This is a genomic window from Olivibacter ginsenosidimutans (assembly GCF_039542865.1).
In the GTDB taxonomy this organism is placed as follows: domain Bacteria; phylum Bacteroidota; class Bacteroidia; order Sphingobacteriales; family Sphingobacteriaceae; genus Olivibacter; species Olivibacter ginsenosidimutans.
In genome coordinates, this window is sequence record NZ_BAABIQ010000044.1 from 453,835 (window position 1) to 468,184 (window position 14,350).

The 14,350-nt window shown below is 40.1% G+C and carries 12 protein-coding genes and 1 tRNA gene; 6 read left to right on the forward strand and 7 right to left on the reverse strand.

The genetic code is table 11. The annotated features are described in order from the left end of the window. Nucleotides 1-9: 9 nt before the first annotated feature. From ABD930_RS21365 to ABD930_RS21380, 4 genes are all read right to left on the reverse strand, one after another. Nucleotides 10-756, reverse strand: coding sequence for a class I SAM-dependent methyltransferase (locus ABD930_RS21365; protein WP_345235249.1), 747 nt, complete (start codon nt 754-756; stop codon nt 10-12). A gap of 330 nt (nt 757-1,086) precedes the next feature. Beyond that, nucleotides 1,087-1,521 (reverse strand): CBS domain-containing protein, encoded by a 435-nt coding sequence (locus tag ABD930_RS21370; RefSeq protein WP_425571152.1) that lies wholly within the window; start codon nt 1,519-1,521, stop codon nt 1,087-1,089. 135 nt (nt 1,522-1,656) lie between these two features. Then, complete coding sequence (locus tag ABD930_RS21375) at nt 1,657-2,991, reverse strand: sensor histidine kinase (RefSeq protein WP_345235251.1); 1,335 nt, start codon at nt 2,989-2,991, stop codon at nt 1,657-1,659. Then, nucleotides 2,988-3,665: a response regulator transcription factor gene (locus ABD930_RS21380; protein ID WP_345235253.1), complete on the reverse strand. Its 678-nt coding sequence runs from the start codon at nt 3,663-3,665 to the stop codon at nt 2,988-2,990. Before ABD930_RS21380 ends, ABD930_RS21375 begins: the two co-directional genes overlap by 4 nt. Before the next feature lie 569 nt (nt 3,666-4,234). Between ABD930_RS21380 and ABD930_RS21385 the strand changes: the two genes are divergently transcribed. Together ABD930_RS21385 and pafA are read left to right on the forward strand one after the other, a co-directional pair. Beyond that, complete coding sequence (locus ABD930_RS21385) at nt 4,235-4,777, forward strand: hypothetical protein (protein WP_345235255.1); 543 nt, start codon at nt 4,235-4,237, stop codon at nt 4,775-4,777. Nucleotides 4,778-4,895: 118 nt separating this feature from the next. Next, nucleotides 4,896-6,578: an alkaline phosphatase PafA gene (gene pafA / locus ABD930_RS21390; protein WP_345235257.1), complete on the forward strand. Its 1,683-nt coding sequence runs from the start codon at nt 4,896-4,898 to the stop codon at nt 6,576-6,578. A gap of 97 nt (nt 6,579-6,675) precedes the next feature. Here pafA and ABD930_RS21395 read toward each other — a convergent pair. Continuing rightward, a tRNA-His gene (locus ABD930_RS21395) sits at nt 6,676-6,751 on the reverse strand. 132 nt (nt 6,752-6,883) lie between these two features. Here ABD930_RS21395 and xerD point away from each other — a divergent pair. The 4 genes from xerD to ABD930_RS21415 all read left to right on the forward strand — a co-directional run bounded on the left by xerD (nt 6,884) and on the right by ABD930_RS21415 (nt 11,365). Next, nucleotides 6,884-7,780 (forward strand): site-specific tyrosine recombinase XerD, encoded by an 897-nt coding sequence (gene xerD / locus ABD930_RS21400; RefSeq protein ID WP_345235259.1) that lies wholly within the window; start codon nt 6,884-6,886, stop codon nt 7,778-7,780. A 72-nt stretch (nt 7,781-7,852) separates the two neighbouring features. Continuing rightward, nucleotides 7,853-8,179 carry a hypothetical protein gene (locus ABD930_RS21405; protein ID WP_345235261.1) on the forward strand — a complete coding sequence of 109 codons (327 nt, stop codon included), beginning with the start codon at nt 7,853-7,855 and terminating at the stop codon, nt 8,177-8,179. 204 nt (nt 8,180-8,383) lie between these two features. Further along, the gene (locus ABD930_RS21410) at nt 8,384-10,705 is read left to right on the forward strand and encodes a TonB-dependent receptor (protein WP_345235263.1); all 2,322 of its coding nucleotides are present in this window, start codon (nt 8,384-8,386) and stop codon (nt 10,703-10,705) included. A gap of 66 nt (nt 10,706-10,771) precedes the next feature. After that, a complete protein-coding gene (locus ABD930_RS21415) occupies nt 10,772-11,365 on the forward strand; it encodes a hypothetical protein (protein WP_345235265.1) in 594 nt (197 codons plus the stop codon). An 85-nt stretch (nt 11,366-11,450) separates the two neighbouring features. Here the strand turns inward: ABD930_RS21415 and ABD930_RS21420 are convergent, their stop codons facing one another. Together ABD930_RS21420 and ABD930_RS21425 are read right to left on the reverse strand one after the other, a co-directional pair. Further along, a complete protein-coding gene (locus ABD930_RS21420; protein WP_345235267.1) occupies nt 11,451-13,775 on the reverse strand; it encodes a TonB-dependent receptor in 2,325 nt (774 codons plus the stop codon). A gap of 82 nt (nt 13,776-13,857) precedes the next feature. Next, entirely contained in the window at nt 13,858-14,238 is a 381-nt protein-coding gene (locus tag ABD930_RS21425; protein ID WP_345235269.1) for a hypothetical protein, read from the reverse strand. Between the last annotated feature and the right edge of the window lie 112 nt (nt 14,239-14,350).

Sequence of the window (14,350 nt, forward strand, 5' to 3'; positions counted from 1 at the left end):
AGGAGATACCTACTTTTTCATCACATAAAATACATAATTATAAAATTGGCTATAGCGCTGATACATGATTAACTCTTCAATAAGCTGATCTAAAAAGGATTGTGTAGGCGTATCTGTCGTAGGCTTGCCAAAATAAGCAGCTATTTGTTTGATTATCGGATGGTAATAATTATCCCAAGCCTCACGAGGTAACGTAAAACAGCCAACCGGTAAGTATCCGCATTGCTCAACCATTTTCATTTTGTTCGAAATTAGGTCAATTTCAGGATAATTGTTTACCCAATAATTAACAAGCTCATGTGGTCTTTCTTGTGTTATCCACGAAATTTCCGAAACCACGAGATATCCGTCCGTTTTTAACAATTTATACCATTGTTTTAAGCCATTTTCAAAGCCCATATGGTAAATTGCACCTTCGCTCCAAATCAGATCAAAGGTATCTTCTTCAAATGGTAGTGCTTGCATACTGGCTTCTTGTACCTGAATTCTGTCTTGAAAGTTCCACCAAGCAGCGCGTTGCTCCACTACTTTTAAAAAGCTGCTGAGCAGATCAACGGCAATAATTGTCGCATTGGTTTTTTGAGCCAAGGTAATGGTTTGTGCGCCGGTACCACATCCAATATCCAGGATTTGTTCAACCTTGTCCAATCCTTCTACTAAATTCAGGGCATGGGTTGTCGCCCATTCGTTCCCAGGCCCTTGCCGTTCATTATTCTTGAAAAATTCAATAATAACCTGTGTTAATTCCTGTTCCATTTTTTGCTTCAAATGACATCCATCCTACATCGATCATGGAATCGATAGTGTATGGAATCGATAAAATAGTTTAATCAAAAAGACTAAAACTGTTGCGTATGAAAATTAAAATTGTAAATATGAAAAGTTGCCGCATGAATATGCGGCACCGTTAATGATCCCCTCAATAGGGCTTTATGCTATCACTATGGTAAGCCGTTTGACACTGATTAGTCTCATAATGGCGTAAAGGTAGTCATTTTTTGAAAAATGTCAATAGGAGTCTACATTTTTACAAAAAAATACAACAGAAGATGATTTATCCTATTAACCAAGGCATTATTGCCGCGATTAGCTATTAATATAGGTTTCTAATTGATTAATAGTTTGCTTTTGGTCTTCGATAATATGCTTAACCAAATCGCCAATAGATAACATGCCGATAATAAGTCCATTTTCAACAACCGGTAAATGTCTGAAGTGTTTTTCCGTCATAAGTTCCATGCAATAATCGATACTTTCGAGAGCAGTGATCGTACAAGGATCAGGGGTCATGACTTCGTAGATAGGAGTATCTTTTGAAGACTTTCCTTGCAAAATAATTTTACGTGCATAATCTCTTTCCGTAAAGATTCCCAATAGCTTTCCTTGTTCCACAACAAGTAAAGCACTAATATTTTTTTCCATCATCAGCCGTAAGGCTTCCAAGACAGAGTCATGTGGAGATACAGAAAAAACGAAGGCCGGTTTGTTTTGGAGAATGCGATTAACAGTTTTCATCATCATTTCGATTTATGGTTAATAACGCTAGCTTCAATACGCATTGGCAAAATAAAAAAGAACGGCAACGTGCAGCGTTTTATAATCTGGTTAGTTAAAGTTAGTCTTTTATTTTCAGAATGCCAAATAATCAATGGGTTACTAACTGTTTTTCTTTACGTTTGCAGCTGCCCATGTCAAAACGAAAGTCGTTCCCGCATTTATTTTGCTATAAACATGGATTTGCATGTCATGATAGGTAGCGATACTTTTCACGATAGCCAGTCCAAGTCCGAAACCCGATTGCCCAGTACGATTACTTTTTTTGAAGCGATCAAAAATAAAAGGCAGCTGGTCTACCTCAATACCCTTACCCGTATCGCTAATACGGATTTCATAGTTGCCGTCCGTTAAATATGTATCTTCAATACGGATTTCGCCGTGATCTACGGTGAATTTTAGTGCATTATGGAGCATATTATAGAAAAGCTGAAAAAGCAAATCCGCATTAACCTGTACGAATTGTATATTGCTATCCAATGTTATGGTCGTTTTTATTTCTTTTTCCTCCAATTTAACGGCCATCTCCTGTACAAGATCAGTGATGAATGGTAATACTGGAACCGTATCTTTCTTGGTATATTGTTCATTATCGATCCGTGATATCAATAGCAAGGAGCTTGAAATACGTTTCAGTCGATCAAGTGTTCGCATCATTTCCACCACCCGAACGGTACCTTTTTCGTCTAGCGTTTCCTCTCGTAATAGATTTTCCATTTTGCTCTGCAAGATGCTGATGGGTGTCATAAATTCGTGGGAGGCATTCGCTGTGAATTCCCGTTCTTTTTCAAAGGCTTCATTAATCTGCTGCATGAGCAACACCAGCGATTCATCCAAATACTTAAAATCGGTGGTGCTGGTTTTAATCATTTCCGGCTTCTGCCTGAACGGAAATTTGCGGTTCTGTAATTTAGTGCTAATGATCAATGCAAGGGGTTTTACCAGTATGCGCGTAAAAAGAATATCTACAAGCACTGTTAATGCTATTAAAAAGATCAGCGCATACAATGTAACGCGTTGCAATGGTTTATTATAGTGATCAATACTGGCGGTGGTTTTTCCAATTTCCAATAAATAGTGCTTTCCTTGATTGGTGAACACATAGCTTAAAATACGGTAATTTAAGGTATCGCCTTCGATGACCCGTTTGGCTTCGCGAATGGTATCTTGAATGGACGAATGATCCGTCTGTTCAAGTGCGATATATTCTTCTTTCAACATGGTATAGCTGCCATAGTCGGTTTCGCCCTGTAGATAATAATCCAGTCCGTTTTTTTGGATGGTCCGCATCACTTCGGTGCGCTGCATCTGCAGCATGTAATTGGTATATTCAGATGCGATTTCCCTAACCAAGAACGGTAGCACTAAAATAAACAGGCCTACGATAATCAACTTAGACCCACTAATAAAAAGAATAAGTTTGGTCGCTAATTTCAATGTATTTTAATTCTATATCCTACGCCACGTACAGTTTCCAACCAATCGGTATGAGCCCATGCGTGTAGTTTTTTTCGTATATTCTTGATATGGGCATCAATATAATTAGAATCGAAATCATCTACCGCAACCGTGCCCCAAATATGTTCACTTAACTGCATGCGGGTAAGCACCCGATTTTTATGCAAGAGCAGGTAACTTAGCAGATCGAATTCTCTACGGGATAGCTCGATGGTGTCAGGACCATATAACATCAAGCGTTTCTGTAAATCGACCTGAAAATCGCCTAATGGAATCAGTTCTTCTTTGATATTGAATTTTCGGCGGGCAATGGCTTGCATCCGCGATTGCAATTCCAACAAATAGAATGGTTTCGCCAAATAATCATCCGCACCGAGATCGAGCCCTTTTACCCGATCTTCCAAATTACCTCGGGCTGTTAAGATAATAATGGCCGCTTCAGCATTGTGTGTTTTTACCTGTTGCAACATATCCAAACCGTCGCCATCAGGAAGCCCAAGATCAATCAAGACGAAATCGTACCGATTGAGACGCACCGACTCTACTCCCTTTTCAAGTGTATGCGTCAAATCACATATGTAAAATGCCTTTTTCAAAAAATCGGCCATTTCATAAGCTAGCGTCTTTTCGTCTTCGACAATTAATACATTCATATTCTTTCTTAACGTCTGCGGCCGGAAGATTGCCCTTTTCCTTTACTATCTTGCTTAACCGGTGCGGGTTTCGATTGTCTTTTGGCTTTTGGAACCTGCTTTACTTTTTGTTTTCCATCCTCTTTTTGGCGGGGTTTCTGCTTTGATCGATCTTGTTTAGTTAGGTGCAATGTAGTATTCCATACAGGTAATAACGATACTATACGCGTATTGGCGAAACTTCTTACAGGTTGCCCTATAACGGTAAAACTAACAAGCAAAATTGAGATCAAAACATGCTTCATTTCTTAAATTTCAATCTTATATAAAAAGAATAATCGTCACGAATGGTTAATCAAACATTTTATTCATAAACTTCCGACTTGACCTCCACCAGCTGGCGGAAGCAGCTTCTCAACCGTAATACCTGTATTCGCGCTCACAAATATCGTCTATAAACATGAAATTATTATGAAACGGTGGCTAAAATTTAATAAAATACAAAAGTGAAAAAAATTCAAAATTTCATGTTCATTTCATTTTTGCCCTTCAATTTTGAGTAAGACAACGAAAGATAAATTGATTAGAATATGAAGAAGATACTTTTTTTATCGGTAATTAGCCTAGCCGGCTTATTACCCACTCGCTCATCAGCGCAAGTACAATTCAGTATTAATATCGGACTGCAACCAGACTGGGGCCCCACAGGATATGACCATGTTGATTATTATTACCTACCTGAAATAGAAAGCTATTACTATGTGCCCACGCGACAATTTGTCTATTTAAGCAATGGTTCTTGGATTTTCAGTCTGAATCTTCCTCCTCGGTATCGACATTATGATCTCTATCGAGGCTACAAGGTAGTCATGAATTCACCTCATCCTTATTACCATTTTAAACAACATCGTTACCATTACCGGGACTATAGAGGCTATCGTGTACAACGTTATATCGGACACCGTAGTCGTCCGACAAGTTACCATGGAAGGTCGTATGCGAGACCCAACTATCGGGTTATGGACCGATCAGACCATCGTTTCAGAAAATCACAACATCATCCGAAAAGGAGCTTTTTTGCGAATAAGGGCCATTCACACCAAAACCGTTATCGGGGAAGAGGTCATCATTAGCAGTTCGTTTGAGTAGATTCGCCACAGCTATATAACGAAGTAAAACTTAACAAAAAGATAATAGAAGGCCTATTTTAAGGTATTCCTAGAATGGTATTTTTGCGTATTTATTCATAACATGAGCGCAAATTCTTCTATGAAACATCTTCCAAACCTTCTATTATTACTTTTATTATTTACTGCGAGCTCGAGTTTTGCCCAGAATGTCCAACAACATCAGCATCTTGAGCGCCCTAAGCTCGTTATCGGATTAATGGTTGACCAAATGCGTTGGGATTACCTCTACCGTTTTTACGATCGATATAAGGAAAATGGATTTAAACGTTTGTTAAACGAAGGTTTTAGTAATGAAAACACCTACATCAATCACTTACCCACGGTTACGGCCATTGGCCATAGCTGTGTATATACCGGTAGCGTACCCTCCATCACCGGTATTACCGGTAATGACTTCATAAAAGAACAAGAAGGTCGGAAAACGTATTGCACAGAAGATACAACTGTAAACGGAATCGGAACCTTGGGCAAGGAAGGACAAATGTCACCACGTAATCTGTTGGCCTCTACCATAACCGATGAATTAAAATTAGCAACAAATTTCCGTAGTAAGGTCATGGGTATCGCTTTTAAAGACCGTTCCAGTATCTTACCTGCTGGACACTTTGCTGATGCGGCTTACTGGTTTAACGATGCCGGCAACTGGATAACGAGCAGCTATTATCAACAAGATTTACCTAGCTGGGTAAAGCAGTTTAATCAAGAAAAAAGAATAAATGCTTACCTAAAAGACGGATGGAATACCTTGTATCCAGCAAATACTTATACACAAAGTAGCCCTGACGATAATCCTTATGAAGGCCCCATGTCTGGTACCAAGCACCCAATCTTACCTATAACCGCAGAAATTCTCGAAAAGAATGGCCCACATATCATCTATAGCACACCCTTCGGAAATACGTTTACGCTGGATTTTGCTAAAGAAGCTATTAAGCGCGAAAAGCTGGGCAATAATCCAGCTAGGGCGACCGACTTTTTGGCTATTAGCTTATCCTCTACCGATGCCATTGGTCACCAATATGGTGTTAATGCGTTAGAAGTAGAAGATATGTATTTACGTCTTGATCAAGATTTATCGTCCTTTTTCCAATTTTTAGATCAAGAAATAGGTGCTGGAAAATATACCCTATTTTTAACAGCCGATCATGGTGCTTCCCATAATAATCCGTTCTATATCGATCATAAAGGAAGCGGTGGATATTTAGATGCCAATTTATTAAAAGAGTTGAACCAGCAGTTGAAGGCAACGTTTAACGTTGATCAATTAATCATCAGCTTTGAAAATGATCAAGTGCACCTTAATCATCGTTTACTTACACAGAGACAATTAAATGAACCCGCAATACGTGATTTCATTGTACAATACCTCAGGAAAACACCAGGTATCGCCTTTGCTGTTGATATGGATAAGGTAGGAAGCAGTTCCGTGCCACTGCCTATTCGTGAACGAATAATCAACAGCTATAATTATAAATGTAGTGGCGTTATCCAACTTATTTTTGATCCACAATGGAAAACAGGATCTAGCCATCAAACCGGAACCGGTCACAGCGCATGGAATCCTTACGACGCCCATATTCCATTATTGTGGATGGGTTGGGGTATTCCACATGGCAGCAGCAATGACGTGGTAAGCATGTGCGATATTGCACCAACATTAGCCGCTTTATTACACATTCAAGAACCAAACGGTAATGTAGGTAAACCCATCCGCTTTATTGACAGACAAGTCATTCAACATTGAGCGACGTTACTATACCCGGCCTTGCCTTGAAAAAGTATTGCTTTCATTTCAAGAAAAAGGGGCTTTAGAATTGCTCTAAACCCCCTTTTATTTTTTTGGGTGGAATATGGGGCTCGAACCCACGACCTCCTGAACCACAATCAGGCGCTCTAACCAACTGAGCTAAGACCACCGTGTTTTTAGTGTGGCAAAGATAGACAATTAACCAACATCGCGCAAATATTTTTTATCAATTTTTATGCTTTTGTTTTTGTTAACTTAGCATGACTATTTTACGAAAAGTAAATCGATAATTAAGAAAAAAAATGAACTGGGATTCAGCACTTAAGGATTTTTCACAATACTTACGATTAGAACGATCCCTTGCCAAAAATTCAATAGAAGCTTACGCACACGATGTTGAAATGTTGAAACAACACGCTTTATGCAGTCATCTTAAAGATCCGGACGCATTGCAAACACAGGATATCCGCGATTTTTTAGCATGGATTTATACGCTCGGTATGGCCCCACACTCCCAAGCTAGAGTACTTTCCGGCATCAAGGCTTTTTATCAATACCTGCTACTAGAAGGCGTGATCAAGAACAATCCAGCCCAACTCATCGAAGCACCCCGACTGGGCAGAAAACTACCCGATACCTTAAGCATTCAAGAGATCGATCAATTAATTGGCGCCATAGACCTTTCGACCATTGAGGGCCAGCGGAACAAAGTCTTATTAGAAGTGCTCTATGGTTGTGGTTTGCGCGTAAGTGAATTGGTTAACCTTAAAATCTCGAACCTATTCTTGAATGTAGAGTTCATTAAAGTAATGGGCAAAGGAAGTAAAGAACGTTTGATACCTATCGGACAATCGGCCATTAAACACCTTCAACTTTATTTAGAACACACCCGACCAGCTATCGTCCAAAAACCAGGCAATGAGGATTATGTATTTCTTAATAGAAGAGGTGCCCCACTATCTCGTGTCATGGTGTTTCTGATCATCAAAGACCTTGCTGCAAAAATAAACCTCCAAAAAACCATCAGTCCGCACACCTTTAGGCATTCTTTTGCCACCCATCTTATTGAGGGCGGGGCGGATCTAAGGGCGGTGCAAGATATGCTCGGACACGAAAGCATTAGTACAACAGAAATCTATACCCATCTGGATCGGGATTACTTACGCAGCGTAATGATTGATTTCCACCCTAGAGCATGATCTATTTTTTATTTGCAATATAGATGCATTTAATCTACCTTTGTGCTGGTATTGTCATGATACGCTAAAAGAATGTGGTTTAAACAGGTATATAAAATAGTAGCCCTTTACCTACTGGTAATCTTAACTTACCTGCAAGTGGTGCAGGTCGTACATGCTTACCAGCATAACGACAGCATTCAACAAACCGAGCTTACTTCTTTTCAATTCAAAAAAGAAATCCATTGTAAGATTTGCCATCATCTCCATAGTAACCAAATTCAGCAGTTACCTGGCAAAATATTTACGCTAAGTGAGGTTTATCGAAAAAAACCAATCTTAATTCAGCGCCTTGATTTGGCGAAACCTTTTGAAATCCCTTTATCAAGCTGTTTTAATAAGGGTCCCCCATTGATCTAATCATGGTAGGCCTGTCTGAAATTAAATAGGTGTCCTATCGAGCGGAGCGTAACGGAATCGAATCGACTTCCCGAACGTCACCGAGGGATCTGTTGATGGATAATCGCTCCACTACAGTCGAGATAGCGCAGGAAAACGCCGATTTTCAGACATTCCTCTCCACAGCTTTGAAACGCACAAACAAGCTAAAGCCCCATACATATTATGTTTATTAAGAAGCAGTTCATGCTGTTATTCTTGTTCCTAGGCATATTACCTATAAGTTATGCCCAGAACAATGGATGTAAATTTATGATTAACGGACAACTCATTGATTCGGACACACAATTACCCTTAACCGGAGCAACCATCTCCCTTATGCCGCTTAAAAAAACGGTCAAAAGTGATGAGCATGGCTTTTATCGGTTTTCTTCTCTTTGTGAGGGTACGTATACCCTTCACGTTAAAAGTTTGGGTTTTGAAGAAACGAAGAGGACCATCCGTCTGACAAAAAATGAACTTATTAACATTGCTCTGGAACATGGTGATATTACCTTGCACGATGTTGAAGTTGTAGGGCATCAAAACAGCCTCAAAACAACAGCCATTGTGCATACGCTTACACCAGAGCAACTGAATGAAACAAAAGGTGGTGTATTAGCCGAAGTGCTTAAAGAAATACCGGGAGTCACCATGCTACAGACAGGCACCTCTATAGCGAAGCCTGTTATACATGGCATGCACAGTAACCGAGTGCTTATGCTGAATAACGGAATCAGGCAAGAAGGGCAACAATGGGGAAATGAACATGCACCTGAAATCGACCCTTTTATTGCAAAACATATCCGGGTCATTAAAGGCGCCGAAGCGGTACGTTATGGTGCAGAAGCTATTGGAGGTGTGGTGATTATAGATCCACCAGTCTTACCCATAAGCCCAGAAATCCATGGTGAGGTTGACCTTGTCGGACAAAGCAATGGCCGTGGGGGCACAACTTCCGCCATGCTGAACGGCGGGCTCACTAACTTACCAGGGTTTAGTTGGCGTGCACAAGGTACCTGGAAACGACTAGGAGATATCAAATCAGCCGACTATTATCTTAACAATTCAGGGGTGAAGGAGATCAACTTTTCAGCATCCCTAGGCTATAAAACCAGCACGGCTCAATTTGAAGGTTATTACAGTCATTTTGAGACCGAACTCGGTATCTTCAACGGATCACATATTGGAAGCGTCGATGATTTACGGGCTCGTATTAAAAATGGCAGACCATTCGTCACTTATCCATTTTCTTATACAATAGAAGCTCCGCGACAAGAGATCAAACACGATCTTTTAAAATTAAAAGCACATAAAGATCTTCGAAATGGCGCACAGCTAGACCTTCAATATGGACTACAACGTAATCTCCGAAAAGAGTATGATATTCGTAGAGGTGGACGAACAAGTATCCCTTCGCTCGATTTAGCGCTTACTACGCAAAACCTCGATATCGTTTACGATCACCTGCAAAATAATGGTCTCCGTAGTATTGTCGGTATGAATTTGGCCATACAAGTCAACAACAATATTCCGGGCACCTTTACCACACCACTGATTCCAAATTACGACAGCTATAATGCCGGAGTTTTCCTCATAGAAAGATGGGTAAAGTCGGTTTATGAAGTAGAGGTAGGCCTTAGGTACGATTATAAATATTTTGATGCCGCGGGCTATCGATTAGACTCTGTTTATTATGCAGGAACCCGAACCTTTCATAATTTTTCCGGTTCTGTAGGAGCTACATGGCATGTGAACAGCCTATTAGATCTTCAATCTAATCTTGGCTTAGCTTGGCGTCCTCCTTCCGTTAGTGAATTGTTCAGCTATGGCTTACATCATGGTACTGCCGCTGTCGAAATTGGGAATGATCAATTTAAGAGCGAGCAAGGAGTTAAATGGATGAATGCCGCGAAGATTCAACTCCCGAAATTTGACCTTGAACTGGATGCTTATGCCCATTATCTCAAGCATTACATTTACCTGCAGTCTACCGGCGAGTTCTGGGAAAGCTTAAGAGGAGCCTTCCCTATTTTCCATTACGATCAAACCAATGCCTTTTTCTGGGGACTTGATTTAACAGGCCGCTACCAGTTGGCAAAGAACCTACACTATAGCATGAAAGGCTCACTAGTGAGGGCAAAAGACACGAAACACGGAAGTTATTTACCTTGGATACCGGCAGACCGCATTGAAAATTCGCTACGTTGGACAGCAACTTATACCGCTAAGTGGCTTGACCAAATTTTTCTACAGCTTCAACACCAATGGGTAGCTCGGCAAACCAGGTATAACCCGGATACCGACTTTGCCCCACCACCACCTGCCTATGGCTTAGTGAATGTTTTAGGAGGCATGCGGTTTCACCTACATCAACAAGATTTGCGTTTACAGGCAGGCGTAAATAATTTACTGAATACTGCATATAAAGAATATATGAATAGGTTTCGATACTACGCACACGATATGGGCCGGAATATTACCGTCAAACTGAATTATACCTTTTAGTTTTTAGTGATGTACGCCAATAAGGTCTTTTTAATTTTTAGTTTTTAATTTTTAATTCTTATTAACATGAACAATTTACGTAACTATTTCATTCTTGCTGCTATAGGCTTAGCAGCTGTTTCATTTACTTCCTGCTCGAAAGACGATCCGGTTCCCGAAATTGACCAGGAAGAATATGATGGAACCATCTTAACGTTTACCGAAGGACATTATCACGGCGAGGAATTTCATGCCTCTGGAGATACTGTACAGGTTCGTTTTATTAAAGGCAGTGACAAACCTTACCCCTCTCACCTGCATCTTCATGCCGGTGAACAGTACCAATTGGATATTGCCATGTTAAAAAATGGAGAGGACACCTCCGCCGAATTTGAGGAAAATGAACATCAATGGTTCTTCTTAGGAGCTCCTGATGGTGTTTTGGATTATACCTATTCGGATAATCGGGTTGGTTTCAAGGGTGTATTCACCGTTAACAAAGCCACTTCAGAAGGTTTTGATCTACAATTGATCTTAAGACATGGTTTAGATAAAGCAAAAGCAGCATCGCTAAGCTGGAATAGCACGAACTATCAAGAAGCTGGTGGGTCCGACGACTTTAATAAAAGTTTTGAATTGCATCCAGTTGAAGGAGATCATGATCATGAAGAAGGTGAATAATCGAGATGACGGTTTTGACTGGTCGGGATAATGGAAAAAGAAGGTCTGCAGCTAAAAACGCGTAGACCTTCTTTTAAACCCTTAGCTACCCATGTTTGATCACAAAAGGAACGTATACACCAAATGTAATATTCCTACCTGGATTATAAATACCCAATGTAGGATCGGTTTGATCCAATCTTCCAGGCTTAAACCGGCTTAAAGCATCGTAGTACTTTTTATTTAATAGATTGTTACCGGAAACATAAATTTTCAAGGGTTGTTTTCCGGCAAAAATGGTGGTACCGATACTGGCATTCAACAAGGTATAACCATCTGTTGGCGTTTCAAATTCTTCATCAACTCGATTTTGCTTAAAATAATTGGCTATACCAACCGAAACAAAAGGTTCTTGCAAATGCGGTATTTTCGGCTCATAACGCAATTCGTTACGCAACGTTGCCGCCGGAATAAACGATAGCGGTCTATCTAGGGTTGTATTCTCCGCGTGGGTATAACCAAATGTATTCTCAAAATGGATAAATGAAACCGGATGGATAATTAAGCTAGCTTCTGCGCCATATAGATTGGCATTTACCTGTCCGTAATGATATACAGGGGTATCCTTCCCATCTTCGTCCGGCTTATATTCGCCATTAAAAGAAGCGTATATATAGTCGTGAATATAATTATTATAGAGGTTAATACTTGCATTCACTATTTTTCCGCTATAGGCTAACTCGGCATCTATCTGATAACTCCTTTCCGGTTTTAAATCCGCATTACCGATTTCATACCGGAACGTACCCTCATGTATGCCATTCGAACCCAATTCTGCTGGATTCGGTGCTCTAAAAGCAGAACCTACATTAGCTTTAAAATTTAGGGTTTCACTAAACTGATGTGTAAATCCCAAAGCACCACTTACATTGGAGAATTGGTTATGAAAAGCTTCAAATATTTGCTCTCCTTCGTCTTCCAAAGCCTTCCCTACGTTTTTACGGAAATCGTACCGAAGCCCCACATTAAACGTACTTTGTTCCCAATTCTTCTTGAGGTAGACAAAACCGCCAATACCATAGGTATCATAAGCTGGAATCAAATATTCTTCACCTCGGTTGTCGCTATGACCAATTTCGGTGCTGACACCAATAACAGGCTCCCAATTATTATACTGTCCTAGATAATAGCGCGCATCGCCTGTATACGTATCTAAGTTGAAAAACAACGAAGGATCCGGCCCATCTTCCAACTCCCGACGTTGATTTTTCTGATAAGCAAGGTCAAGTTTCAGATTTCCATTTCCTAGGATTAGGTTATTGTTTAAGGATACCTTATAATGCCGAATATCCTGCTTGGGGTAAGCAAGGCTATGGCTTTTAAACTCATCGTGTGAAAACAATTCCCCATCTTCATCCACATAATTTCCATCACCATCAAATTCGGGTTCATAAAAGCCTATATTGTTTCGGAAAGTAGAAAAATTGAGATGGGTATAACCCCACGATTTATTTAGCCCCAATAGGCCGCTAAAATCTGTCTCATTAAATCCGGAATTCGGAAAATAACCCGTAGGCGTTTTGAAGGAATACGCATTTTTATAGGTTCCACGACCACGCCAAACAAAACCATTTTCGTTGCCAGCTAACATCACCGAACTTGCCGTAAGTCCGTTATTGGTTGCATAGTTACTGGAAAACTCACCACTGATTTCCCCTTCAGGAACAGGTAATGGTTCCAATAAGTTAATCACGCCACCTAGGGCATCTGATCCATACATCAAGGAGGCGGCTCCTTTCAATATTTCCACTCTATTGGCCTTAAATTGATCGATTTCAATGCCATGCTCATCTCCCCATTGCTGTCCTTCTTGCTTAATACCATTGTCTATTGTGACTACTCGATTGTAGCTTAAGCCTCTAATAACTGGTTTAGAAATCGACGGACCAGTAGTAACTTGCGAAACTCCCGGCACCTTGGCCAACGCATCAATCAAATTGGTAGAAGGAGCAAGCAATTCATCCTTGCCGACAATACTAACCGACGTACTGTTTCTTTTATTGCTACCTGAAGATACCGTACCCGTCACGACCACTTCTTGGGTTTCAATAGCCGTTGGCTTCAACTGAAAAGTAACCGGTTCATTGCTTCCCAAATCCAATACCTGAGTATGATTTTCATAACCGATATAGCTAACTTCAACTAAAAACCGACCTTTCGAAGGTACATTACGAAAGGTAAACGTACCGCTTTGATTGGAAGTAACCGTAATACGTAAATCAGGAATACTGATCGTAGCCCCCTGAAGAACATTTCCAGTTTCGCTGTCCACAACCTTTCCAGATAATTGGGCTAAGGCAACGGCAAATGTTTGATTACCGACAACCGTAAAAACAGCCGTCAATACATATATATATAGGTATTTATACATAATTTTAATCGTAAAATAGGGACAAAACCCTTTAGAATAAATCAATAAAATGGGTGTAAAAAAAATAAAGAAAAAGCGTAAATTAAGCCATTAAAGGGGGGCCTCGGAGGGAAATTGCGCCAATCGTTTTTTGCGCCGCGAAAATTATTTTCTCAGCAAACCGAATGGGCTTTATAGGTAAATAAACCTGTCCAAAACTGATAAAACTATACGCATACGTCCGGTCAAAATGTGCGTTACAGATTAAACAATAAGAGGAAAGACTGGCACTTCTATCTTCCCGATGATGGGTAAAATTCTTATTAACCGAAGATAGGCTTGATGCAATATGATGGGTATGAAAAAAATCAATGGGAATGACTGCTAATGTAAAATACAAAAGCATTAATCTTGTAACAATGGCCACTAAGATTCCTTTCCTACGCATCATATACTGGACAGCAAACTTAGGTAAAGTTGTCATCAAATGCAACCTTATAGAAATAACTGGTAATAATGTTACAGTATTTATCGTTAAAATAAAAAAGGATCAGGTACTTGTACCTGATCCTACATCTACCTATGAAAAACAGCCT

What these genes read in the sequence shown, in the direction of transcription:
- ABD930_RS21410 (WP_345235263.1), top strand. Translation starts at nt 8,384, where the DNA reads ATGTTTATTAAGAAGCAGTTCATGCTGTTATTCTTGTTCCTAGGCATA.
- ABD930_RS21385 (WP_345235255.1), top strand. Translation starts at nt 4,235, where the DNA reads ATGAAGAAGATACTTTTTTTATCGGTAATTAGCCTAGCCGGCTTATTA.
- ABD930_RS21405 (WP_345235261.1), top strand. Translation starts at nt 7,853, where the DNA reads ATGTGGTTTAAACAGGTATATAAAATAGTAGCCCTTTACCTACTGGTA.
- pafA (WP_345235257.1), top strand. Translation starts at nt 4,896, where the DNA reads ATGAGCGCAAATTCTTCTATGAAACATCTTCCAAACCTTCTATTATTA.
- ABD930_RS21380 (WP_345235253.1), bottom strand. Translation starts at nt 3,665, where the DNA reads ATGAATGTATTAATTGTCGAAGACGAAAAGACGCTAGCTTATGAAATG.
- xerD (WP_345235259.1), top strand. Translation starts at nt 6,884, where the DNA reads ATGAACTGGGATTCAGCACTTAAGGATTTTTCACAATACTTACGATTA.
- ABD930_RS21420 (WP_345235267.1), bottom strand. Translation starts at nt 13,775, where the DNA reads ATGTATAAATACCTATATATATATGTATTGACGGCTGTTTTTACGGTT.
- ABD930_RS21415 (WP_345235265.1), top strand. Translation starts at nt 10,772, where the DNA reads ATGAACAATTTACGTAACTATTTCATTCTTGCTGCTATAGGCTTAGCA.
- ABD930_RS21425 (WP_345235269.1), bottom strand. Translation starts at nt 14,238, where the DNA reads ATGACAACTTTACCTAAGTTTGCTGTCCAGTATATGATGCGTAGGAAA.
- ABD930_RS21365 (WP_345235249.1), bottom strand. Translation starts at nt 756, where the DNA reads ATGGAACAGGAATTAACACAGGTTATTATTGAATTTTTCAAGAATAAT.
- ABD930_RS21370 (WP_425571152.1), bottom strand. Translation starts at nt 1,521, where the DNA reads ATGATGATGAAAACTGTTAATCGCATTCTCCAAAACAAACCGGCCTTC.